Raw genomic sequence first — 22,944 nt, 5'->3', positions numbered from 1 at the left:
GGGCGCCAGCAGGTAGACGTCGGCGTCCAGTCAGCCGTCGAGCCCGTACCGCGCCGCGCGTTTGGCGACGTTCGGGTTGATCGCGAGCGCGGCCTTGCGGTCCGCGTCCGCCGCTTCGATCTTGCCAGCGCGTCGTTCGGCGATCGCGCGGGTGTAGAGCGACCAGGCGTTGCGCGGGTTGGCTTTGACCGCGGCGTCATAGTCGACGAGCGCGGCGTCCAGCTTGCCGAGACGCAGGTTCACCAGCGCGCGGCTGTCCAGATAGGCGGCATAGCCGGGGCGGAGCTTCACGGCGGTGTTGCAGTCGGACATTGCACGATCGAGCTCGCGGTTCAGCAGCGCGCGCGCCCAGCATCGGCCATTATATGCGGTGGAGCGGGCGGCGTCCTCGGGATGCATCTTCAGCCAGGCATCGTAATTGACGATCGCGAGCTCGGGCTGGTCGAGATTTTCGTACAGGCCGGCAAGCTGGAGCCGGCGATCCGACCCGGCCGGCAGCGCGCGATCGGCGACCCTGGCATCTTCGCCCGCGCCATCCGGATCGCGGCTCATCAAGCGGAGGCGTGCGCGCAACAGGCGGACATCGGTATTGTCCGGCATGAGCGTCACGGCCTTGTCGAGGTCGGCCGCGGCGAGCAGGAGCTGGCCGTGCGCGAGCCGGGCCTGCGCGCGCTGATACACATAGCGGCCTTCGGTCGGCGCCATCGCCACCGCCTTGTCGAGATCGGCGAGACCTTCCTCGATCCGGCGTTTTGACAGGAAGACCGCGGCGCGTCGGCTGAACCCCTCGGCATCGGTCGGCACGGCGGCGGTGTCGGTCAGGTCGAGCTTTTCGCCCGCGGTGGTGCGCGCGCCGCTCGGCGTCAGCCCGAAGACGGGTCCGCCTTCATAGGTCATGTAGAGCAGGTGGTTCGCGTTCGACACGAAGATGCGGTGCGTCAGGAAGAAATCGAACCCGATCAGCATGTCGCCGTCGATCCGGATGTCGGCGATCTCGAATTTCGGGTGCGGCACGGTCTCGCCGCCGAGGTCGATCGTATCGAACGGAGCGCGCCAGGTCGCGAGCTGCTTCGAGCCGATGCCCGAGTTCAATCCGACCGCGGTCACGCCGGGACTGGTCGGTGTGATGCCTGCCCGCTTGGCCGCGGCGAGCGTCATGACGGTGGTCTGCGCGCCCGAATCGAACACCGCGCGCATCTTGACGCCGTTGACCAAGACGGTGCCGATCGTGTGCGGCTTGAACGGTCCGGTGCCGCCGCGTTCGAGCGGGATCGTCGAAAACGGTTTTCCCGCGGCCCAATAGGCGAGCCCGACATTGCCGCAGCCATCGACCCGGATCAGCCGCACCGCGCTGTGCGGCAAATCGTATTCGACATCGGCGAGGCCGAGGATGTTCTGGCCGAGCAGACCGGCCGTCCCCGTGTCGGTGCCGCCGACGATGAAGCTCACCCGCGGGATCGGCAGGCCGGCGAGCGAGAAGTCCTTTGCGCTGGCGATCGCTGCGGACGTGTCGCCGTTGACCCCGCGCAGCCGGAACCAGGGGGGAGCCGGCTCGCTCGACAGCCCGAACTCCGCAGCCGACGCGCGCGACACCGTACTGTAGAAGGCGCCGCTATCGACGATGAATCGCGTGTCGTGCGTGCCGAACTTCGCATCGACCATCGCGCGGCGACCGGTGAGGGTCACGGGCAGTTCGGCGATCTTGCTGACCTTGCACGCGGCCACCGCCGGGCCAGCCGCCGTCAGGCCCAACAGTGCGAGCACACTCAACCGAACCCGTCCGCGCATGCCCGTCTCCAAATCCCGACTCTCGATCCCAGGCGGAAGACTATCGGAGCGACTGCTGCGGGCAAGTGACGACGGCGTCACGCGGAGCATTTGATGATCGAAGGAAAGCGGATTTCGGCATGAAGTTTTTGTTAAGGAGCAGCCGGACCGGCAGTCGCGCGTTGCGGCAGTGGGAACCTTAGAGCATCACGCCATAAGACGGCTTCTTCACGCAGCCGGCGCGAAACCGTTCCTGGGCGCGGGCGGTGCGACAAGGGGGCTAGGTGAGCGTTCGATTGAAGTGGAATCTATCGCGGTTGGCGCCGCTCTCGATCCTGATGGGTCTAGGGGGCTGCACGGCGCTGTCGCACGGGTTCTTCAACCCGCAGGGGCCGGTGGCGGGGCACGAGCGCGACCTGTTCGTCACCGTCTCGATCGTGCTGCTGTTCGTCGCCGGGCCGGTGCTGCTGCTGACGCCGCTGTTCGCGTGGCATTACAGGCTGTCCAACCGCGGCGACGCGTACCGGCCGAAGTGGAATTTCTCCTGGTGGGTGGAAGGGCTGATCTGGATCCCGCCTGCCGGGATCGTCATCGGACTCGCTGTGCTGCTGTGGCACTGGACGCAGATCGACGATCCGTATCGGCGGTTGCCCGGCGCGGCGCCGGTCGAGGTGCAGGCGATCGCGCTCGATTGGAAATGGGTGTTCGTCTATCCCGACCTCGGCGTCGCGTCGGTCGATCGGCTGACCATTCCCGCCGGGCGTCCGGTGCATATCAAGCTGACCAGCGGCACGGTGATGCAGTCGATGCTGATCCCGCAGCTCGCCGGGCAGATCTATGCGATGGGTGGGATGACGACCGAGCTGAATATCCAGGCGCACCGGCCGGGACGGTTCCGCGGCGAGAACACGCAGTATAACGGCGCCGGCTTCCAGCAGCAGAAGTTCGATGTCGTTGCAGTGTCGCCAGCCGACTATGACCGCTGGGCGGCGGCTGCACGAAGCGGCAAGCGCACGCTCGATGCACAGACGTGGCGGCGGCTGTCCGCGCGGTCGATCATCACGCACCCCGTCGAGTTCGCTCACGTCACGCCGAACCTGTTCGACCACGTCGTCGCCGCGACCGGTGGCATGACCCATTCTCCCGCGCCCCATTCTCCGCTGAAAGCCGTTCGATGACCGTTTCCGTTCCCCTCTGGCCCGCCGTGCTCGGTCGGTTCGGCTGGCAGGACCTGCCGTTCGTGCGCGCGTGGGAGAATCCGACGATCAGCGAGATCATCGGCGCGTTCGCGGGCGCGCTGGTGGTGGTCGGCGCGATCGTCGTCGCCGCGCTGCTGACGCGTTATGGCAAGTGGCGGTATCTGTGGACCGAGTGGCTCACCAGCCTCGATCACAAGAAGATCGGCATCATGTATATCGTCGTCGCGTTCGTGATGCTGTCGCGGGCGCTGGTCGAGGCGGTGCTGATGCGGATGCAGCAGGCGGTGGCGATCGAGAATCCCGGCTTCCTGTCGCCCGATCATTTCGGCCAGCTGTTCTCGACGCACGGATCGATCATGATCTTCTTCATGGCGATGCCGTTCCTGACGGGGATGATCAACTATGTCCTGCCGCTCCAGATCGGCGCGCGCGACATGGCGTTTCCCTGGGCCAATTCGATCGCGCTGTGGCTCACGATCGGCGCCGCGGGGTTGATGATGGCGAGCCTAGTCGTCGGTGAGTTCTCGACCGGCGGATGGAGCGGCTACCCGCCCTATACAGAGCGCGCGTTCAGCCCCGGTGTCGGTGTCGACTATTGGATCTGGGCGGTGACGTTGGGGTCGATCGGCTCGACGATGGCGGGGATCAACATCGCCTGCACCGTCTACAAGCTGCGCGCGTCGGGGATGCGGTTCATGCGGATGCAGATGTTCGCATGGACCAGCCTGTGCACGTCGATCCTGATGATCTTCGCGATGCCGCCGCTGACCGTCGCGACGCTGCTGCTCGCGCTCGACCGCTATCTGGGGTTCCATTTCTTCACCAACGACCTTGGTGGCAACATGATGAACTATGCCAACATGTTCTGGCTGTTCGGTCATCCCGAGGTCTACATCCTGATCCTGCCCGCGTTCGGGGTTTATTCGGAGGTCGTGTCGACCTTCTCGACCAAGGATTTGTACGGCTACACCTCGCTGGTGATCGCGACGATGGCGATCGCGGTGCTGAGCTTCACTGTGTGGGTCCATCATTTCTTCACGATGGGGCAGTCGGCCAACGTCAACGCGGCGTTCGGGATCGCGACGATGACGATCGGCGTGCCGACGGGGGTCAAGATTTACGACTGGATCTGGACGATGTTTCGCGGCGAGGTGCGCTTCGCCGTGCCGATGCTGTACGCGATCGCGTTCATGATGACGTTCGTGCTGGGCGGCTTCACCGGGATCATCCTGGCGATGCCGCCGCTCGACTACCTCGTCCACAACACGCTGTTCCTAGTCGCGCATTTCCACAACATGTTGATACCGGGGCTGCTCTACGGGATGCTCGCGGGTTATCATTACTGGTTCCCCAAGGCGTTCGGGTTCCGCCTCGACGAGCGTTGGGGGCGGATCGCGTTCACCTGCTGGGTGGTCGGCTTCTACCTCGCCTTCTTCCCGCTGTACGTGCTCGGCGCGAGCGGGATGGCGCGGCGGACGCAGGCGATCTTCGAACCGTCCTTCCGGCCGTGGCTGTATGTCGCGGGCGTCGGCGCGTTCGTCCTGCTGGCGGCACTGACGTCGCTCGGCATCCAGCTGTGGGTGAGCATCCGCGACCGTGCCAAGACGCGTGTCGAGGCGGGCGACCCATGGGATGGCCGTGGGCTCGAATGGTCGGTCAGCGCCCCGCCGCCCGAATATAATTTCGCGGTCCTGCCGCTGATCGACGGCCGCAACCCGTTCTACGATCACAAGCATGACGAGGACCAGCCTGACCCTTACGCCTCACCAGCCGCATACGAGGACATCGTCGTGCCGCGGGGCAGCGCGACCAGCGTCGTGATCGGGCTCGCCGCTGCGGTGGCCGCGTTCGGGCTGATCTGGGAGATCTGGGGGCTGACGATCGTCGCGCTGCAGGTGATCGTCGCGGCGGTCGTGCTGCGCAGCTTCGGGCGCGACCAGCACCGGACTATTCCCGCCGCCGAAGTCGCGCGCGAGCATGAGGCCTGGCTCGCGCGCGTCCGGGCCACGCCCGCGATCCCGCGCCAGCTGGAGACAGCCGCCGTCAATCGTGGCCTTGCGGAGATCGTGGCGTGAGCGAACCCGAACTGGCGCATGCCGGCCTCAACCTCGGCGACACCGGCGCGCTGACGCAGGACCAGGCGGAGAACGCGATCTTCGGCTTCTGGATATTCCTGATGAGCGATGCGGTGATCTTTGCGCTGCTGTTCGCCACCTATGGCACGATGATCGCCAGCACCGTCGGCGGCCCGACGCCCGCCTCCGAGTTCAAGCTGCTGCCGGCGTTCGTCGAGACGCTGCTGTTGCTGACGAGCAGCGCGACGTTCGGCCGGGCGACGATCGCGATGAAGTACGACGAACCGCGCCGCGTGCTGTTCGGCTGGCTCGGCGCGACGCTGGGATTGGGGCTCGTCTTTCTGGCGCTCGAGGCGAACGACTTCGCGACGATGTTCGCGCACGGGGCCTATCCGATGCGCAGCGGATTCCTGTCGTCGTTCTTCGCGCTGGTCGGGTTGCACGGGCTGCACGTCGCGGTCGCGTGCTTCTGGCTGGTCGTGATGGTCGCCCAGGTCTGCGCCTATGGCCTCGACGCGCGGGTGAGGATCAACCTGTTGCGGCTGGGGCTGTTCTGGCACCTGCTCGACATCGTCTGGATCGCGATCTTCTCGGTCGTCTATCTGCAGGGGAACATCGGATGAGCGACCGGACCCGCGAACTCAGAACCTATGCGATCGGCTACGGCCTGTCGCTCGCGCTGACGGTGGCGGCCTTCGCGATGGTCCGCTGGCCGCCGTTCGGTGCGCGCGCGATCTTCGGCGGCGTGCTGGCGCTGGGGCTCGTGCAGATGGCGGTGCAGTTCCGTTGTTTCCTCCACATCAGCCTCAAGCGATCGTCGCGGCACGACCTTCAGCTGATCCTCTTCTCCGCGTTGATTATCGCGCTGATGGTGTCGGGAACGCTGGTGATCCTGTTCAACTTGCGCGGGCGGATGATGGGGTGAGGGCGGGTCACTGCGTAGCGGGGTGAACCGAACGAGGGCCCGCAGCGTTTGAATGGCAGCCGACACGCGCGACGTGCGCGGCGCAGTAGGAGAGTAGAGCATGGCGCAATCACCGTTCCTGAACGATCCGCGGGAACAGCTGGCCAGGCATATCGCTGCGGCGGTCGCCTCACCGATCAACGAGGTCCGCGCCATGCACATCAGGGCGGCGGAGCATCTCTCCGAACTGGCGAAAGAGAACCGCCTGCCGGCGCGCTCGGGCAAGACCAAGACGGGGAAAGACGCCTAGGGGTTTCGGACCGTATCGACCTGTCGGCGAATCGACGAGGATGACATCGATCGGCTGGATGCCGGCGGCTCGGCGAGCCTGTGAGAATTTTCGCGCCGCGACCGCCGGTTCGCGCAACGCCAAGCACTCCGTCTATATCGCGCTGCTGCATGACTCGCGGTTTCCGGAGCGGTGGGGACTGTATGTCGGGCAGACGTCGCGTGATCCGGACTGGCGGTTCGATCAGCACAAGCTGGGGTACAAGGCCAGCGGCGCGGTCAGGAGGTTCGGGGTGCATCTGCTCCCCGAACTCGTCGAGCATCTGAACCCTATGCAGCAATGGGAGTCGCTGGAACTCGAAGCCGCGCTCGCCGATGCGTTTCGAGAGGCGGGCATTCCGTGGGTCGAGGGCGGCCATTAGCGCACGACCGGCATCGGTGCGGAGAGTATCGTTCGATGCAGTGATCGACCTGGTCGTTGGGGCGGAGAAATAATATGCGGCGTAACTGCATGGAAACGCCTCGCTTCTTGGGATACGCGCTATCTCGATCAACGGGAATGGCACGCGCATGACGACAATCGGGACAGTAATCGACGAGACCGGGATGCTGCTTCGCGATGGCGGTGCATTCTATCTGCGTCGGGACAGCGGCGGCCGCTATCAGCTCGAGCTGCACCGCGTACCGGTCGATCTGGTCGAGAAGCGGGTGCGCGTGCGCGGTACGCTCGTCGGCACCGACCTGGTCAACGCGGACGGCGTGGCCCCGGAATAGACGCATTAAGGTATGGATGGCGGCGTGAGGCCTGGGCCGGAGCCGGGACGGGCTCAACTGCCAAAGTCGTTAGCCAGCCGTCATCGTCAGCAGCGATGATGCTGCTGTGAACTCACAGTTACGTCGGCAGGATGTCGGGATCGAGTGGATACGCGATGTCGCGAATCAATCGGCCAGTGCCGCAGGCGCCATTCCGGAACGGCGCATGATGTCGGACCGGGCTTGCACGACCATTCTCATGCCAGCCCGGTCCGGGAACGATCAGTTATCGCGCTCGGCGCGCTTGCGATCGGCCTTGCGTGCACGGCTGACAGCAGCAGCATGCTCGCGGGCACGCTTCTCCGACGGCTTCTCGTAATGACGACGAAGCTTCATCTCGCGGTACACGCCTTCGCGCTGCAGCTTCTTCTTCAAGGCGCGGAGGGCCTGGTCGACGTTATTGTCGCGAACGATTATTTGCATGCTATCTAGGGCTCTCGGCTATCGTGACGGTCTTTCGAATCAACGCCCGCTTTATGAGCGCCGCGACAGGAAGCCAAGTCCCTATCGGCCTAGCCGACCACGCGGCCGTCATTGAAGGGGACTTTTTGCCTGTTTGGGTCGGTCGTCACAGCTTGAAGTTGACGCCGAACGTCACCGTGCGGCCGATCCGGGTCTGGAACAGCGTGTCCTGACGGACGCTGTCGGTATAAAGCCGGTTCTGCTCGTCGGTGAGGTTGGTGCCTTCGACGATCAGCTTCACGTTGTCCGTGACCGCGAACGAGGCGGAGGCGTCGACGAACAGCGTGCTGTCGTTGCCCTGGAGATCGCTGCCGGGGGAGGCCGGGATGCCGCGGATGAAGCCGTCGCGGTAATTGGCGGTGCCGCGGATGCTGAACTTGCTGTCCTCGTAATAGAGCGTGCCGGACGCGGTGTTCTTCGACAGGCCGATCAGGTTGGCAGTGGTCGTGACGGTCGGCACGCCGTTCACGCTGGCGAGGATATAGTCGATCCGCGAGGTGACATGCGTGTAGTTCGCCAGCGCGCCAAAATTCTTGAGGAACCCTGGCAGGAAGGTGAAGGGCACCTGAGCATTAACCTCGACGCCCTTCAACGGGCCACCGGGCGTGTTGAGCGGCTGCGCGATCGTGAACTGTTCGCTCGGCAACGTGTTGCTGCCCGCAAGGAGTTCGTTCGGCAGGCCGAGATCGCTGAACGGGATGAGCGTGTTGACGCTCTGCACGTAGGATTTCAGATCCTTGTAGAAGAACGCGGCGGATAGCAGCGCGCCCGGGCGGAAATACCATTCGATCGCCGCATCGAAGGTGTTGGCGCGGATCGGATCGAGTTGCGGGTTCTGTACGCTGCCGTTGCGCGTGATCGCGTTGACGCCGCTGGTGGGGGTCAGCACGCCGAGTTCCGGTCGGGCGAGCACCTTCGCGCCCGAGAAGCGGAACAGCAGGTCTTCGATCGGTTCGATCACGAGGTTACCGGAGGGCAGCCAGTCGCTGTAGCGCTTGTTCGCGGTGGCGAACCGACCGGTCACACCCGTCGGTGAGCCTGCGAGTGCGACCGAGATGAAGCCCGACGACAGCTGGTCGGTGTGGACGAAGCGGACGCCCGCATCGCCGCGAACGCCGATGCCGCCGAGCCGGTCACCGAGATCGAACGCCGCCATCGCATAGGCCGACGAGACTTCCTCGAGCACGCGGCTGGACTGCGCGCCGCATTCGGTGCCGCAATAGCGGACCGCATCCAGGTTGAACGTGCTGATCAACTTGTCTGGATCGAGCGAAGCCCAGCTCGACGGCGCGCCATTGCCCCAGAGATTGCCGACGCCGCTGATCTGGTGCGTGATGTCGGCGAGCGTGGTGCCGGCGGGCAGCGCCCTGGTGAGCGTGTCGGCAGTGTACGGAATAACGTTGCGCAATGTGAAATCGCTGCGGCGATATTGGCCGCCCGCCTTCAGCGTCAACACGTCGGCGACCTTCCAATGCAGGTTCGTTTCCGCGGTCAGTCCGTTGTTGGTGTTGGTCGAGGGACGCGCCTGGAAGCTGTAGCCGCCGCGCACTGTGCCATCGGCAAGCGCAGGTCCGTAGTTGAAGCGGGTCGGATCGGACACGTCGAAACCGAAGCCGAGCTTTGGCGTATCCTTGCCGTCGCGGTAGTCGATCGAGAAATTGGGTGTGTCGATCGCATCCATGAAATACTGGAAGCGCCGTTTGCCGAACGCCTTGGCCTGGTTGAGCCCGAACAGCGCAGTAATCCCGAAGCTGTCGGTGAAGTCGTGCTTGATGTTGAGATTGGCTTGCTTGAACGTCGACGTGAAATCGTCGACCAGCCCTTCGGAGCGAACGTCGACGCCGTCGAACAGGCCGTAGATCAGGCCGCCTTGCGGTGTCAGCTGGACGTCCTTGATCGACATCACCGGCTGGCCGTTGTTCGCCGCCGACCGCGCGAACGAAATCGCTTCGATGTAATTGTCCCGGCGCACGACGTGGAAGCGCGAATAGAGCAGGTCGAGCGAGATGTCGGTCGCCGCGTCGGGCTGGAACTGCAAGCTGAGCGTGCCACCGAGCCGCTTCTGCTTCTGCTCCGAATTCAGATAGCGCGGGATGCGCGGGAAAAACGCGCCACTGCCGGCGGTGTTGGGCAGGTCCGGCCGGCGCGCGGCGAGCACCGTGTTGAACGCCGCCGTGGTGCTGGTGCGTGGCGTGCCGGGATAGCAGTTCGCGGCATCGGCCCCCTTGCTGCCGATCGCCGGCGTGGCGGGCGCGAAGCCGACCGGCGAACAGAACAACCCGTTGGTATTGGCGGACAGGATGTCGACCGCGGAATAGCCGACTTCGCGGATGTCGCGCTCCTGATAGGCGACCGAGCCGAGGACACCGAACCTTCCGTCGTCGAACTTCTTCGCGACCAGCAGCGAGGCGCGTGGGTTCACCTTCTTCGCCAGTTCGCTGTAGACGCCGCGGACGGTCGCGCTGAGCGTGAAGTCCTGCTTGCCGGCCAGTGGCTTCGGTGCGGAGAGGTCGACGGTCGCACCGAGCGAGCCTTCCTCGACGTCGGCGGACGGCGTCTTGCGAACCGCGAGCGACGAAAAGATCTCGGTCGGGAAAACGTTGAAATCGAAACTGCGGCCGTTGTTGCCGCCGCCATAGATGTCGGACGATCCGGTCTGCGATGTGCCTTCCATGCCGTTGATGCGGACGCGGGTGAACGCCGCGCCCAGCCCGCGGACCGAGATGTTGCGGCCTTCGCCACCGTCGCCGCGCGCAAGCGCGACGCCGGGAATGCGCTGCATCGATTCGGCCAGGTTCGAGTCGGGGAACTTGCCAATGTCCTCCGCGACGATGCTGTCGATGGCCGCGGTTTCGTTGCGCTTCTGGTTGATCGCGGTGGTGAGCGAGGCGCGGAAACCCGTGACGATGATGTCGTCGGTCTGGATTGCGTCGGCGGGCGTGGCGGGTTCGGGGGGCGTCTCCGCAGTTGTCGTCGTCGGCGGGGATGCCTGCTGAGCCGTGGCGGTGGTCGCAACCCCGGCAGAGAGCAGCGCGAGCATCGATGTGCCGCTACGAATGCAGGCCGTGAGACGTAAACCGTTCATTGGTATCCCCCCCTTGCGCAGAACCACTCTTCGGTGATTTACCACATTGTAAGATGGATAATCATATATCATCAATTTACGGCCGTGTCAGGCCCTTTTTCCGTGGGGTGGTCGGATGCGTGGCGGTCCGCAGACATGCACGAGGGAATTCCAGTATCAGTTCAAGTCTGCGTTTGACGCGGACATTCTCATCAAGTAATCATTCGTCTCACAAAATGAGATGATGCAAATCATCGGATGAGACGTGGATATGCTGCGTTGCCGGGTTGAACGAGACCGGGCGGGCAGGACGCGGACATCGTTCGATGGTGTGTGCGACGCGCCTCCGGTGGGGCGCGGGGGATGAGGAGCGTTGAGCGTGGCGATTGTGACTTTGCCGAAGATCAAGCACGTCCGGGCGTTCGTCGTCCGTGGTGGTGGGGCGGACTATCACGACCAGGGCGCGGGGCACTGGATCGATGACCACATCGCGACGCCGATGAGCCGCTATCCCGAGTACCGCCAGTCGCGCCAGAGCTTCGGGATCAACGTGCTCGGTACGCTGGTCGTCGAGATCGAGGCGGAGGACGGCACGGTCGGCTTCGCGGTCACTACCGGCGGCGAGCCCGCGGCGTTCATCGTCGAGAAGCACCTCGCGCGCTTCCTCGAAGGGCGCTCGCCGACCGAATACGAGAAGATCTGGGACCAGATGTACTTCTCGACCCAATATTACGGCCGCAAGGGGCTGGTCGTGAACGCGATCTCCGGCGTCGATCTCGCTTTGTGGGATCTGCTCGGCAAGCTGCGGCAGGAGCCGGTCTATCACCTGCTCGGCGGCGCGGTGCGCGACGAACTGCAATTCTATGCGACCGGCGCACGGCCCGACGTCGCCAAGGAACTCGGCTTCATCGGTGGCAAGATGCCGCTCCACCACGGCCCCGCCGAGGGCGCTGAGGGGATGAAGAAGAACATCGCGATGATCGCCGACATGCGCGAGAAATGCGGTCCCGATTTCTGGCTGATGCTCGATTGCTGGATGGCGCTTGACGTCGACTACGCCACGCGGCTTGCGATCGCGGCGCACGAGCATGGCCTAAAGTGGATCGAGGAAGCGATCAGCCCCGACGATTACTGGGGCTATGCCGAACTGAAGCGCAACGTGCCCAAGGGCATGCTGGTCACCACCGGCGAGCATGAGGCGACGCGCTGGGGCTTCCGGATGCTGCTCGAGATGGACTGCTGCGACATCATCCAGCCCGATGTCGGCTGGTGCGGTGGCGTCACCGAACTGCTCAAGATCAGCGCGCTGGCCGATGCGCATGGCAAGATGGTCGTGCCGCACGGGTCGTCGGTCTACAGCTATCACTTCGTCATCACGCGCCACAATTCGCCGTTCGCCGAGTTCCTGATGATGCATCCGGGACCGACCGAGGTGGTGCCGATGTTCCACCCGCAGCTGCTGGGTGAGCCCGTGCCGCAGAACGGCCGGATGAAGGCGAGCGCACTCGATGCGCCGGGCTTCGGCGTCACGCTCAACCCCGAGATCGCGATGCACCGCCCGTACACGCATTGATTCAGTCTCTCCTTTCGCCATTCTCTTTTCCGAAAGTCCCCTCATGAAACTCTGCCGCTACGGCCAACCCGGCCAGGAAAAGCCCGGCATCGTCGATGCCGATGGTGCGATCCGCGACCTGTCGGGCGTGATCGACGATCTCAGCGTCGCAACGCTGGCGCAGGCGCTCGCGGCCGATCCCGCGTCGCTGCCGGTCGTCGACGGCACGCCGCGCTACGGCGTCCCGATCAAGGGCATCGGCAAGATCGTCGCGATCGGCCTCAACTACCGCGATCACGCGATCGAATCCGGCCTGCCGATCCCCACCGAGCCGATGATGTTCATGAAGCCGCTGTCCAGCCTCAGCGGCCCCAACGACGACGTCGTCCTGCCGCGCGGTTCGACGCATGGCGACTGGGAGGTCGAGCTCGGCGTGATCATCGGCAAGACCTGCCGCTACGTCGCGGAGGACGAGGCCCTCGACAAGGTCGCGGGCTATGTCCTCGCCAACGACGTATCGGAGCGCTTCAACCAGAAGCAGCGCGGGTCGCAGTGGAGTAAGGGCAAGGGCCACGACACCTTCTGCCCGGTCGGCCCATGGCTGGTGACGCCCGACGAGATCGGCGACGCGCAGGACCTCGACATGCACCTCGACGTCAACGGCGCGCGGATGCAGACCGGCAACACGAAGACGATGATCTTCGACCTGAAGCAGCTCATTTCCTACGTCAGCGAATACATCACGCTGTACCCCGGCGACCTGTTGATCACCGGCACGCCGCCGGGCGTCGGCGAGGGCAAGAAGCCCGAATCGATCTTCCTGAAGGCCGGCGACGTGATGGAACTCGGCATTGCCGGGCTTGGCACGCAGCGTCAGTCGGTCGTCGAATGGCGCCATCTGGGTGAGGGTTCGATCGCATGACGATCTATGGGGGACGGTTTGCCGGTCGCTGCGCGATCGTCACCGGCGGCGCGTCGGGGCTCGGCAAGGATGTCGCCAAGCGGATCGTCGCGGAGGGCGGCAGCGTCGTTTTGTGGGATCTCGATGCCGCCAAGCTCGCGGTCGCGAAGGACGAGGTTGGTGCGGCGCACGTCGTCGCGCTCGACGTGTCCGACGTCGACGCGGTCGTCGCGGCGGCGGCCGAGAGCGCGGCCGTGCTCGGCAAGGTCGACATCCTGATCTGTTCGGCCGGGATCACCGGTGCGACCGCACCGGTCCACGAATACCCGCTCGACAGCTGGAAACGTGTCGTCGACATCAATTTGAACGGGCTGTTCTATTGCTGCCGGACGGTCGTGCCGCTGATGCTGGCGAACGGTTATGGCCGCATCGTCAACGTGTCGTCGGTGGCGGGCAAGGAGGGCAATCCCAACGCGTCCGCCTATTCGGCGACCAAGGCGGCGGTGATCGGGCTGACCAAGAGCCTCGGCAAGGAACTCGCGGGCAAGGGCATCATCGCCAACGCGCTGACCCCGGCGACGTTCGAGAGCCCGATCCTGGAGCAGCTTCCGGCGAGCCAGGTCGAGTATATGCGCTCGAAGATCCCGATGGGGCGGCTCGGCGAAATCCCGGAATCGACCGCGATGGTATGCTTCATGGCGTCCGAGGAATGCAGCTTCACGACGGCGTCGACCTTCGACACGTCGGGCGGAAGGACGACGTTCTAGAAGGACTTTTGCATCCTCCCCCGCCAGGGGGAGGTGGCTGGCACTTGCCAGACGGAGGGGGAGGTAAGGGTAACCTCTGTTCCGTATCCTCCCCCTCCGTCGCCTTTGGCGCCACCTCCCCCTGGCGGGGGAGGATCGTTCCGACTGTCATCCCAAATCCCCCAGCAAAGCTGCCCGACACGAGGCGGCACGCCAGCAATATCCCAGGAGAGAAGGCGATGATCCCGTTCGTCGATGCGCACATCCACCTGTGGGACCTGAGCCATATCCGCTATCCGTGGCTGTCGCCGCCATTCGCCAACGACGGCCCCAATGGCAGCGTCGCGCCGATCGCGCGTGACTTCGGGATCGCCGAGTACCGTGCGGCGCTCGCGCGGTGGAATGTCGTCGGCGCGGTGCATGTCGATGCAGGTGCGGATCCGGTGCAAGCGCTCGACGAGACGCGCTGGCTGGAGGGAATCGCCGCCGAGCACGGCCTGCCCAACGCGATCGTCGCCTACGCACCGCTGGACGATCCCGACGTCGAGACGCACCTCGCCGCGCAGGCTGCATTCCCCCATGTTCGGGGCATCCGCCAGATCGTCAACTGGCATGCCGATCCGGCTCGCAGCTACACGGCGCGCGACCTCACGCAGGATGCCCAGTGGCAGGCGGGCTACGCGCTGCTGCGTACGCATACGCTCTCGTTCGACCTGCAATGCTATCCCGCGCAGATGCCCGGCCTCGCACCGCTGATCGCGCGTCATCCAGATATCCCGGTCATCATCAACCACCTCGGCATGCCGGTGCTCACCGATCCCGATGGCATCGCGGAATGGCGCGAGGGCCTGCGCGTGCTCGCCGCGCTGCCGCATGTCGCGATCAAGCTTTCGGGGCTTGGCTTCATCGCGCGCGACTGGACGCCAGAAAGCGTGCGGCCCTTCCTGCTCGACGCGATCGACCTGTTCGGCACCGAACGCTGCCTGTTCGCCAGCGACGCGCCGACCGACACGCTGTTCGCGCCGATTGATCGCTACCTCGAAACATATCACGCGCTGGTCGCGGACTTCGCCGAAGACGAACGCTGCGCGCTGTTCGGCGGCAATGCGAACCGGATCTACCGGCTGGGTCTCGACCTGTGAACCCATTGCTCGGGGTACTGTATCACTGGCTTGGCGGGCTCGCGTCGGCGAGCTTCTACGTGCCCTATCGCGGCGTGAAGCGCTGGTCGTGGGAGATCTACTGGCTGACCGGCGGTATCGTTTCGTGGCTGGTGGCGCCGTGGTTCTTCGCCAGCCTCCAGACGCAGGACCTGCTCGGCGTGCTCGGGCGCGCACCGGACGGCGCGTTCTGGTGGCCGGTGATGTTCGGCGTGCTGTGGGGGTTCGGCGGACTCGGTTATGGGCTCGTCATGCGGTATCTCGGGCTGTCGCTCGGCATGGCCGTCGTGCTCGGATTGTGCACGGTGTTCGGCACGCTGATCCCGCCGGCGTTCACGGGCGAGTTCCACGAAAAGCTGATCGCGACAACCTCCGGCAACATCGTCCTCGCCGGTATCGGCCTGACGCTGGCCGGCATCGTCGTCGTCGCGATCGCGGGCGCTATGAAGGATGCGCTGCTGACGCCGGAGCAGAAGTTGGCGGTCGTCGCCGAGTTCGATTTCCGCAAGGGCATCGTCGTCGCGATCGGCGCCGGCATCATGTCCGCGTGCTTCGCGTTCGGGCTGGCCGCAGGCGAACCGATCAAGGCGCTGTCGGCGACCGCCGGGACCGGGCCACTCTGGACCGGACTTCCCGTACTGTGCCTCATCATGGCGGGTGGGCTCGTCACCAACGGCGCCTGGTGCGCGTGGCTGATTGCGAAGAACCGCAGCGCAAAGCAATGGCTCGGCCGCACGACCGACGGCGGCCGTCCGCCGCTCCTGCGCAACTACGCACTGAGCGCACTCGCGGGGGTGACGTGGTATTTTCAGTTCTTCTTCTACACGATGGGGGAGAGCCAGATGGGACGCCTCGGCTTCTCGAGCTGGACGCTGCACATGGCGAGCATCATCATTTTCGGCACGCTGTGGGGCTTTGCGTTCCGCGAGTGGAAGGACGCCGGCGCGCGGATCCAGGCCGTGGTCTGGGCGGGCGTCGCGCTGCTGCTGATCGCGACCGTGGTGATCGGCTATGGCAACAGCATAGCGGTGGAGACCGTCGCATGACCCGGATCGCGCACCTGATCGCCGCCAGCCTGCTGGCACTCGCGGGGGCGTCACCTGCAACCCCGCCGCGGGAGCCCGACGCCCCGCTGGTCATGACCGCGATGCACCTGCACGATCCGTGGATCGTCGCCGACAAGGCCAGTCGCACTTATTACCTCTTCACCCGCAACGAGGTCGCGATGACCGGCGACTCGCGGCTGGGCACGATGATGTATGCGAGCCGCGACCTGAAGCACTGGACAAGGCCCAAGCTCGTGTTCGTGCTACCCGGCGACGTCTGGGCGAAGGCGGGAAGCTGGGCGCCGGAAGTACACCGCTGGAAGAACCGCTTATACCTTTTCGCCACCTTCCACGATCCCGCCTCGCCGCTGACGCCCAACGGCAAGCGCGCGACCTATCGCCGCGGTACCGTCCTCGCGGTCGCGGACAAGATCGACGGGCCCTACGCATTGGTTCGGGGCGGCGAGCCGATCGTGTCGAAGGACCAGATGTCGCTCGATGGCACGCTGTACGTCGACCCGAAGGGCAAGCCGTGGCTCGTCTACGCGCATGAATGGTGGCAGACGACGATCGGCACGATGGAAGCGCTGCCGCTGAACGACGACCTGTCCGCGGCAGGCTCGGCGAAGCGCCTTTTCAGTGCGAATGACGCCGCGTGGGTGGTCGGCCAGAAGCAGCCCGATGGCGACACGGTCTATGTCACCGACGGCCCGGAACTGTATCGCAGCAAGACCGGCGCGCTGCTGATGCTGTGGTCGAGCTATGGCAAGAAGGGCTATGTCGAGGGGCAGGCGCGCTCGCGATCGGGCGGCATCGAAGGTCCGTGGGAGCAACTCGGTCCGCTCGTCGAACGCGACAGCGGCCACGGCATGCTGTTCCGCGCGTTCGACGGCCGGCTGATGATGATCCTCCACCGGCCGTTCAACTTCGCGCTCGGCAAGCTGTACGAGATGCGCGACGAGGGCGATCGGCTGGCGGTGGTACGCGAGGCGACCGAACTCGACGGCGAGGCGTATCCGACGCATCCCTGCACGCCGGGGCACTCGTCGTTCGACAACGCTAAACCGGGGTGTTCGTGATGCTGGGTGCAGATGATGTGTGGCCGCTGTGGGCGGACGAGCCCGCGGTGACGTTCGAGGATACTTCGGTCGCGGCCGAGGTTGCGGTCGTGACGACGGTCGACCAGCCGGTGCTGCTCGGGTTCCGTGCCGCCAAGCCCAATGGCCGGGCGATGCTCGTGCTTGGCGGCGGCGGCTACACGCAGTTGATGGCGGGCAGGGAAGGGGTGCAGGTCGCCGCTTGGCTGACGGGGCTCGGCTATCACGCGTTCGTCCTGATCCACCGCTTCCCCAATGCTGCCAACGGCATCACCGCACCGCTCGACGACGCGCGCGAGGCTATGCGGTTGATCCGTGGAAGCGGTCTGGCGGCGGCGGGGCTCGGCACAGTCGGATTGTCGTCGGGCGGTCATCTGGCTGCCTGCCTCGCCGCGGCGTATCCGGACGGGTGGACGGCGCCGGTATCGCGTCATCCCGACGCGCCGACGCGGCCCGACGTGATGGTTATTGGCTATGCCCCGATCTCCACCAACGCGGCGGGACGGACGATCATCGCCGACAAGCCGCCTCTGCCGCCGGTCGAGAAACAGGCGATGTACGATCGGCTGCAACCCGATGCGCAACTTCTGCCGTCCCCGCCGCCTGCGTTCATCGTCTACGCCGACAACGATCCCGTCGTCCCGGTCGAGAACGCCCGCCGGCTTCACACCGCGTGGCAGGACTCAGGCGGTGCGGCCGAACTCCACGTCTTCGCCGACGCGCCGCATGGTTTCGCGCTGGATACGCAGGGGCTACCCGTCTCGATCTGGCCGACGCTGTGCGAAGTGTGGCTACGGCAGGTCGGCTTTCTCGACTAGCGGCGCGCGAGCCGGATCACGGTCGGCGCGTCGCGGTCGACCGTGAGGATGCCCTCGTTTTCCTTCAGTTCGGCGATCTGCAGCACGCTGCGGCGGTGCCATTCCGGGTCGCGCGCGGACTGCGGTTCGCCGGACTGCTGGACGAAATAGACGATGTAGGCCCGGTCGCCGGCGACGATCACGTCGGGATGCTGTCCCTTGGCGCGATCGGTCTCGGCCCGGCCGGGCGTTGCGAGCAGATAGTCCGGTTGTCGCGTCCAGTGCTCGCCATCCGTCGAGCGCATCGCGAGCAATCCCTTCCACGCGTCGGAGATCAGCCACCAGCGGCCTCTCCACCGGAACGCTTTCGGTCCCTCGCCGGGCGTTTCGACGATCGTGCCCTTCACGCGCCAGTGCACCAGATCGTCGCTGTCGGCGTAGCGGATCGCCTTGTTCAGCCGCTCGTCATTGTACCAGAGCCGATAACCGCCACCGGGCAGTGCCGCGACGCTCGCATCGATCACCCGGTCGGAGTCGAGCGACAGCCGCTCGCCGCAGGTCCAGCGCTTCAGGTCGCGCGAGGTCAGGTGGACGATGAACCGCGGCGCGTTCCAGTCGCGGAAGACGCCCGGCACGACGGTCAGCCACATATGCCACCGGCCCGCGAGATACTGGACTTCGGGCGCCCACAGCGTCGCGCCGGTGCAGGACGCGGGGATCGCTGCGGTGCCCCCGTAGCGCCAGTGCACGCCGTCACGCGATCGCGCGGTGCCGATCGCAGTACCGTGCACCCAGCGCACGTCCTTCGCGTCGGCCATCGGTAGGTCGGCGCGGCGGTTGGTGTAGAGCATCACCCATTCGCGGCGGGCGGGATCGTAGACGGTCGAGGGATCGGCGGCGCCGTCGTGCACCGGATCACGGAACAGAGGTTTCGGCGCGACTGGCGAGGCTGCGCCGGCGAGCAACGCAACGGCGAGCAGGATCACCGCGTGCCAGCCGCCGCGACGGGGTTGTTGCCCCAGAGCTGGTCATAGGACCAGCCCGACAGGTCCTCGACTACGCGCGCGTTGTCCGGCGTCGATGGCGTCCGCTCGCCGCGCCGCAGATGCTCGATCTCCTCTAGCAGGATCGCATGCGTGGCGGGCGTCAGGCGGAACCGCGTCGATACGAGCACGCCGAACACCAGCATCGCGATCGTCCCCGCACCCAGCACCGCGACGATCGCGTAGATCGCCTGCGGGCTCTGCGCGGTCGCCTTCGAGACGAAGCCCGACGCCTGCATCACCTGCCCGACGAGGATCACCGCCAGCGCCTGGCTCATCTTTCGCACGAACGTCATCACGCCGGCGAACGCGCCTTCGCGACGGCGCCCGGTGACGATCTCGTCGACGTCGGCCATATAGTTGTACGTCGCCCACGGGATGTAGTTCAGCGCGCCGCGACCGAGCCCCGCGAACACCACCGGCAGCCAGAACAGCGCTGACGTCGCGGTATACCCCGCCGCGTACATCGCAAGGAAGATCACCACGCCGATCGCGAAACTCAGCGCTGCGAACCGGTAGGCGGCGGCAGGTGACAGGCGCAACGCAAAGTTGATCGCGAGCACCACTGCGACAAGCTGGACGATGTACGTCACGCCGACCAGGTTCGCGACAATCGCTGTCGATCCCGCGAGTGCGAAGATCACGAAATAGGTGAATGCGGCGTTGTAGATGTCCTGGCTGATATAGCCGCCCAGATACATGCCGAGATGCAGGCGAAACGCGCGGATCCGCAGCGTCGAAAACAGGTTGCGGTAGAGCGCCTTGAACGCCGCGCCGAGCGACGGCTTCTCGACGGCCTGGACCTCGTCGAGCCCCTCCGGCCGCTGCCGCTCCCAGCTGAACGCGTACAGCAATCCCGCGGCACCCATGAACAGCACCGAGAAGATCATGCCCATATACAGATACGTGTCGGGCGAATCCGGTCCGAGATACGCGATCAGCCAGCCCGGCAGGAACGCCGCCGCGATCGCCGAGCACTGGCCGCACAGGATACGCGCGCCGGCGAACTTCGCCTTGGTGCGGTAGTCGGTCGCCATTTCCGACGCGAGCGTCTCGTACGGGATGATCTCCATCGCGTAGACCATCTCGAACAGCACGTACGTCACGAGGTAATACCAGAAGCCTTGCCCCGCGACCCACATGATCGCGAACGACGGCAGCAGCGGGATCGCGGCGAGGATGAAGAATCGCCGCCGCCCGAACTTGCGCCCCAGCCAGCTCCGCCCGAGATTGTCCGACAGGTGCCCGATCGTCGGGCTGGTGAACGCGTCCAGCACGCGCGCGACGCCGAAGATGATCGTCGCCTGCGCCGCGGACAGTCCGCAGAAGCTGGTATAGAAGATCAGGATCCACGTGCTGATGACCGCCATCGACCCCGCGCCGAGCACGTCGTTCGATCCGTAGGCGAGCAGATTATACCAGCGTACCGGACGGGCAGGCGCGAGCGGCATTGCCGGACTGGCGGCGATCGGATCAGTGGCCATGCGAGAGTCCTTGGGTACCGGCGTTGGCTGGAGATGAAGTGGGGGCGGGAAGCGGATCGAAGCGCAGCGCGTCGAACAGGATCGCGGGGTCGTCGATCCCGATCGTCACACTGTGCCCTCCGGCCGCAAGCGGTGTCGGGAGCGTGAGGTCGAGGCGGTTGTCGAGCACCGCGAGCGCCCATGCCCGGTCGCCGGTCTTGCGCGGAGCACCGACGTGTACGGGCGGCCCGCCGTCGATCGCGACCGATACCGCGAGGTCGGCGCCTTCGGTCGTAGGATAGGTCGGCAAGATTTCCGCTGCGAGCCGCCAGCGACCGGGCGGGAGCGTGACAGTATACGACAGCGTCGCCGGTACGCTGGTCGCTACCGCCGCGCCGTTGCGGCCGAGGCCATCGACCACGCGCCAGCCGGTGTGTGGACCTTCTGCCTCTTCCGCCTCGATCACGATCGTTGCCGTTGGCAAAACCTCCCGGTTCCCCGGCGAAGGCCGGGGCCCAGTTGGAACGACTGAGGTAACGGAGGGCGGCGCGATCTCACCAGGGACCTTCCAACTGGGCCCCGGCCTTCGCCGGGGAGGTGCAGTTGGGGCGGGCAGGATTGGAACCGACAAGCGGTAACGGCGCCATTGCCCGTCGGCAGGTTCGACCGCCATCATCCCCTGCCACTTCCCGCCGGCGATCTCGCTATTGTAGCGGCTCGTCAGCGCGGTGATTTCAGCATCCGCTGCGCGCGAACGCTCGCCAGCGACTGCCGCACCAACCGGATCGGTGTCGCGCAGGCGGTCATGCGCCTCGGCATCGAACACGCGCGTGTTCGCGAGCGCCGCCGCGGTCACCGGATAGTCGACCAGTTCGAAGAACGCGTCGCGACGGTCGGACGCAATGCGGGACGCGATCGACCGGACGCGTGCGCGTAGCGTATCGAAGGCGGCGAGGCGGGTTGCGATCTCGGCAGGGGCAAGCGGGCTCGGCTTCGAGAGTTCGCCGGGCAGCCACCATTGCAGATGCTCGGGCCGGCGCTGGAAATTAAGCCGGTGATGCTCGGCCATGATCGCGGCGATCTCCGACGCGACATCGGCGCCAACCGTGCCCGCCGCCCAGTCCGCGACGACCGTATCGATCGGCTTCGCACGCGTGCCTGCAACGTCCCACGCAAGCTGCAGGAAATAATCGGTCGCGAGTTCCGCGGGCTTGAGATCGCCGACATTGGCGATCCACATCCGCCGCGCGCCCGCATCCCAAGCCCGCCCCAGTTCCTCGCGGATCAGCGCGGGCGGGGTGGTCGACAGCCAGAGATACGACAGCGGCGCCCCGAGATAGGACAAGTGATAATAGATGCCCGATCCGCCCGTTCGCGCGCGCTCGGCGGCATCGGGGACGTGGCGGATATAGCCGAAATTGTCGTCGGGCCACATCAGCGTGACGTCGTCGGGTACCTTCAGCCCGCCGCGATATACGTCGAGGACTTCCTTGTACGGCGTGAAGACCTGCGGGACGCGCGTCAGATCCCGGTTCACGCCGCGCGCCAGCATCGCGCGCTGGTCGGCGAAGATGCGTTCGAGCAACGATTGGCGCGCATCGTCGGTGGTCGGGCCGACGATCCCGCTGTCGTGGATGCCGCGCATCCCGAGCGTCCAGACGCTCTCGTACTGGCCGTTCGCCCTGACGCGCGTGCGCCAATAGTCCGCGACGCGGGCGGGGTTGGTCAAATAGTTGAACTCTGTCGCTGGCGCCGTCCATTCGCCGACATTGTTGCGCAGCATCGGCTCGGCATGGCTCGATCCCATGACGATCGCATAGCGGTCGGCCAGGCGCGCATTCTCGGGGTTCGCGTTGAACGGCGCGGTGACCTTGTGCATCGCTGGCCAGACGATGTTCGCCTTCAGCCGCAGCATGAGCTCGAACAGTTTGGCATAGGTCTTCGGCCCGATCGTGCCGGCCTCTGGCTCGAACGTGCCGACAGCCCAGGGTTGCAGCCCCCAGTCCTCGTCGTTGAGGAAAATCCCGCGATACCGGACCGACGGCGGCCCGAAGCGGTGGAGACCGGTCGCCGCATAAATCGCGGCGTGATGCTCGGGCGTGGCGTCGGCCCACCAATGCCACGGCGACACACCGATCGCGCGCGACAGCTCGTACGCGCCGAACGCGGTCCCGCGACGATCGCTGCCGACGATCACCAGCACTGCCGGGATACCGGGTGCGGGGTTGGCGACGGTGGCGATCACGAAACTCTCCCACGCGTCGCGCAGTTTCGAGACGTCGAGTATGCCACGCCGGACCAACCGGTCGATCGCGGGGTTGCGACCGAGCGTGCCGAGCCAGATCTGCGTGCCGTTGGCCGTCGTGGCACCGGTCACGCGCCGGAGGTCGCTCGTCAGGTCGGCGGCGGCGATCCGGACGACCTCGTGGTCACCCGGCGCGGTCACCACGCGCGCGATGCCTTGCGCGTCCGCCAGTGCGAGACCCGCCCCGGGCTCGAACGACACGAGACGTGCGACCGGCTCGGCCGAGGCTGGTGCCCCGAGCCACAGCGCGGCCGCGAACAAG

General features: G+C 65.8%; 20 protein-coding genes. 14 read left to right on the top strand and 6 right to left on the bottom strand.

Annotation, left to right across the window (positions count from 1 at the left end; translation table 11 throughout):
- Positions 1–30: 30 nt before the first annotated feature.
- Positions 31–1,788 (bottom strand): aspartyl protease family protein, encoded by a 1,758-nt coding sequence (locus tag ASE82_RS14585; protein ID WP_056064916.1) that lies wholly within the window; start codon positions 1,786–1,788, stop codon positions 31–33.
- A 263-nt stretch (positions 1,789–2,051) separates the two neighbouring features.
- Here ASE82_RS14585 and ASE82_RS14580 point away from each other — a divergent pair, with 263 nt between their 5' ends.
- The 7 genes from ASE82_RS14580 to ASE82_RS14550 all read left to right on the top strand — a co-directional run bounded on the left by ASE82_RS14580 (position 2,052) and on the right by ASE82_RS14550 (position 7,007).
- Entirely contained in the window at positions 2,052–2,945 is an 894-nt protein-coding gene (locus ASE82_RS14580; RefSeq protein ID WP_056064914.1) for a ubiquinol oxidase subunit II, read from the top strand.
- Positions 2,942–5,041, top strand: coding sequence for a cbb3-type cytochrome c oxidase subunit I (locus ASE82_RS14575; protein ID WP_082441538.1), 2,100 nt, complete (start codon positions 2,942–2,944; stop codon positions 5,039–5,041). Before ASE82_RS14580 ends, ASE82_RS14575 begins: the two co-directional genes overlap by 4 nt.
- Positions 5,038–5,664: a cytochrome c oxidase subunit 3 gene (locus ASE82_RS14570; RefSeq protein WP_056049740.1), complete on the top strand. Its 627-nt coding sequence runs from the start codon at positions 5,038–5,040 to the stop codon at positions 5,662–5,664. Before ASE82_RS14575 ends, ASE82_RS14570 begins: the two co-directional genes overlap by 4 nt.
- Complete coding sequence (locus ASE82_RS14565) at positions 5,661–5,966, top strand: cytochrome o ubiquinol oxidase subunit IV (RefSeq protein WP_056064912.1); 306 nt, start codon at positions 5,661–5,663, stop codon at positions 5,964–5,966. Before ASE82_RS14570 ends, ASE82_RS14565 begins: the two co-directional genes overlap by 4 nt.
- Before the next feature lie 100 nt (positions 5,967–6,066).
- Positions 6,067–6,255, top strand: coding sequence for a hypothetical protein (locus ASE82_RS14560; RefSeq protein WP_056064908.1), 189 nt, complete (start codon positions 6,067–6,069; stop codon positions 6,253–6,255).
- Positions 6,256–6,295: 40 nt separating this feature from the next.
- Positions 6,296–6,655 (top strand): hypothetical protein, encoded by a 360-nt coding sequence (locus tag ASE82_RS14555; RefSeq protein WP_056064905.1) that lies wholly within the window; start codon positions 6,296–6,298, stop codon positions 6,653–6,655.
- Positions 6,656–6,803: 148 nt separating this feature from the next.
- A complete protein-coding gene (locus ASE82_RS14550; RefSeq protein ID WP_056064902.1) occupies positions 6,804–7,007 on the top strand; it encodes a DUF5818 domain-containing protein in 204 nt (67 codons plus the stop codon).
- 261 nt (positions 7,008–7,268) lie between these two features.
- On the opposite strand, the gene rpsU is transcribed toward ASE82_RS14550, so the two are convergent.
- Together rpsU and ASE82_RS14540 are read right to left on the bottom strand one after the other, a co-directional pair.
- Positions 7,269–7,469 carry a 30S ribosomal protein S21 gene (gene rpsU, locus ASE82_RS14545; protein ID WP_031393196.1) on the bottom strand — a complete coding sequence of 67 codons (201 nt, stop codon included), beginning with the start codon at positions 7,467–7,469 and terminating at the stop codon, positions 7,269–7,271.
- A 145-nt stretch (positions 7,470–7,614) separates the two neighbouring features.
- Positions 7,615–10,593 carry a TonB-dependent receptor gene (locus ASE82_RS14540; RefSeq protein ID WP_056064899.1) on the bottom strand — a complete coding sequence of 993 codons (2,979 nt, stop codon included), beginning with the start codon at positions 10,591–10,593 and terminating at the stop codon, positions 7,615–7,617.
- Between the two features lie 367 nt (positions 10,594–10,960).
- On the opposite strand from ASE82_RS14540, the gene rhmD reads away from it, so the two are divergent.
- The 7 genes from rhmD to ASE82_RS14505 all read left to right on the top strand — a co-directional run bounded on the left by rhmD (position 10,961) and on the right by ASE82_RS14505 (position 17,892).
- Positions 10,961–12,145: an L-rhamnonate dehydratase gene (rhmD, locus tag ASE82_RS14535; protein WP_056065412.1), complete on the top strand. Its 1,185-nt coding sequence runs from the start codon at positions 10,961–10,963 to the stop codon at positions 12,143–12,145.
- A gap of 43 nt (positions 12,146–12,188) precedes the next feature.
- Complete coding sequence (locus tag ASE82_RS14530) at positions 12,189–13,046, top strand: fumarylacetoacetate hydrolase family protein (RefSeq protein ID WP_056064897.1); 858 nt, start codon at positions 12,189–12,191, stop codon at positions 13,044–13,046.
- Positions 13,043–13,792: an SDR family NAD(P)-dependent oxidoreductase gene (locus ASE82_RS14525; protein ID WP_056064894.1), complete on the top strand. Its 750-nt coding sequence runs from the start codon at positions 13,043–13,045 to the stop codon at positions 13,790–13,792. The genes ASE82_RS14530 and ASE82_RS14525 overlap by 4 nt, the downstream gene beginning before the upstream one ends.
- Positions 13,793–14,010: 218 nt before the next feature.
- Positions 14,011–14,913, top strand: coding sequence for an amidohydrolase family protein (locus ASE82_RS14520; RefSeq protein ID WP_056064892.1), 903 nt, complete (start codon positions 14,011–14,013; stop codon positions 14,911–14,913).
- Positions 14,910–15,977: an L-rhamnose/proton symporter RhaT gene (gene rhaT, locus ASE82_RS14515; RefSeq protein WP_056064889.1), complete on the top strand. Its 1,068-nt coding sequence runs from the start codon at positions 14,910–14,912 to the stop codon at positions 15,975–15,977. The genes ASE82_RS14520 and rhaT overlap by 4 nt, the downstream gene beginning before the upstream one ends.
- The gene (locus ASE82_RS14510; protein ID WP_056064886.1) at positions 15,974–17,056 is read left to right on the top strand and encodes a glycoside hydrolase family 43 protein; all 1,083 of its coding nucleotides are present in this window, start codon (positions 15,974–15,976) and stop codon (positions 17,054–17,056) included. The genes rhaT and ASE82_RS14510 overlap by 4 nt, the downstream gene beginning before the upstream one ends.
- Positions 17,056–17,892 (top strand): alpha/beta hydrolase, encoded by an 837-nt coding sequence (locus ASE82_RS14505; protein WP_056065409.1) that lies wholly within the window; start codon positions 17,056–17,058, stop codon positions 17,890–17,892. Before ASE82_RS14510 ends, ASE82_RS14505 begins: the two co-directional genes overlap by 1 nt.
- Here the strand turns inward: ASE82_RS14505 and ASE82_RS14500 are convergent.
- The 3 genes from ASE82_RS14500 to ASE82_RS14490 are packed head-to-tail and all read right to left on the bottom strand — an operon-like array spanning position 17,889 to position 22,943.
- On the bottom strand, positions 17,889–18,857 hold the full coding sequence (locus ASE82_RS14500) for a glycoside hydrolase family 43 (protein WP_235524728.1): 969 nt from the start codon (positions 18,855–18,857) through the stop codon (positions 17,889–17,891). The genes ASE82_RS14505 and ASE82_RS14500 overlap by 4 nt on opposite strands.
- The gene (locus tag ASE82_RS14495) at positions 18,854–20,398 is read right to left on the bottom strand and encodes an MFS transporter (protein WP_235524727.1); all 1,545 of its coding nucleotides are present in this window, start codon (positions 20,396–20,398) and stop codon (positions 18,854–18,856) included. The genes ASE82_RS14500 and ASE82_RS14495 overlap by 4 nt, the downstream gene beginning before the upstream one ends.
- On the bottom strand, positions 20,388–22,943 hold the full coding sequence (locus ASE82_RS14490; protein ID WP_056064882.1) for a glycosyl hydrolase 115 family protein: 2,556 nt from the start codon (positions 22,941–22,943) through the stop codon (positions 20,388–20,390). Before ASE82_RS14490 ends, ASE82_RS14495 begins: the two co-directional genes overlap by 11 nt.
- Position 22,944 lies beyond the last annotated feature (1 nt).

Origin of the sequence: Sphingomonas sp. Leaf230 (assembly GCF_001421745.1) — a bacterium.
In the GTDB taxonomy this organism is placed as follows: domain Bacteria; phylum Pseudomonadota; class Alphaproteobacteria; order Sphingomonadales; family Sphingomonadaceae; genus Sphingomonas.
The sequence above is the reverse complement of the archived record's forward strand: the minus strand, read 5'-3'. Positions and strand labels throughout refer to the sequence as shown.

Excerpts from the sequence above, each read along its gene's own strand:
- ASE82_RS14585 (WP_056064916.1), bottom strand. The coding sequence starts at position 1,788 with ATGCGCGGACGGGTTCGGTTGAGTGTGCTCGCACTGTTGGGCCTGACG.
- ASE82_RS14575 (WP_082441538.1), top strand. The coding sequence starts at position 2,942 with ATGACCGTTTCCGTTCCCCTCTGGCCCGCCGTGCTCGGTCGGTTCGGC.
- ASE82_RS14565 (WP_056064912.1), top strand. The coding sequence starts at position 5,661 with ATGAGCGACCGGACCCGCGAACTCAGAACCTATGCGATCGGCTACGGC.
- ASE82_RS14560 (WP_056064908.1), top strand. The coding sequence starts at position 6,067 with ATGGCGCAATCACCGTTCCTGAACGATCCGCGGGAACAGCTGGCCAGG.
- ASE82_RS14555 (WP_056064905.1), top strand. The coding sequence starts at position 6,296 with ATGACATCGATCGGCTGGATGCCGGCGGCTCGGCGAGCCTGTGAGAAT.
- ASE82_RS14550 (WP_056064902.1), top strand. The coding sequence starts at position 6,804 with ATGACGACAATCGGGACAGTAATCGACGAGACCGGGATGCTGCTTCGC.
- rpsU (WP_031393196.1), bottom strand. The coding sequence starts at position 7,469 with ATGCAAATAATCGTTCGCGACAATAACGTCGACCAGGCCCTCCGCGCC.
- ASE82_RS14540 (WP_056064899.1), bottom strand. The coding sequence starts at position 10,593 with ATGAACGGTTTACGTCTCACGGCCTGCATTCGTAGCGGCACATCGATG.
- ASE82_RS14530 (WP_056064897.1), top strand. The coding sequence starts at position 12,189 with ATGAAACTCTGCCGCTACGGCCAACCCGGCCAGGAAAAGCCCGGCATC.
- ASE82_RS14525 (WP_056064894.1), top strand. The coding sequence starts at position 13,043 with ATGACGATCTATGGGGGACGGTTTGCCGGTCGCTGCGCGATCGTCACC.
- ASE82_RS14520 (WP_056064892.1), top strand. The coding sequence starts at position 14,011 with ATGATCCCGTTCGTCGATGCGCACATCCACCTGTGGGACCTGAGCCAT.
- ASE82_RS14510 (WP_056064886.1), top strand. The coding sequence starts at position 15,974 with ATGACCCGGATCGCGCACCTGATCGCCGCCAGCCTGCTGGCACTCGCG.
- ASE82_RS14505 (WP_056065409.1), top strand. The coding sequence starts at position 17,056 with ATGCTGGGTGCAGATGATGTGTGGCCGCTGTGGGCGGACGAGCCCGCG.
- ASE82_RS14495 (WP_235524727.1), bottom strand. The coding sequence starts at position 20,398 with ATGGCCACTGATCCGATCGCCGCCAGTCCGGCAATGCCGCTCGCGCCT.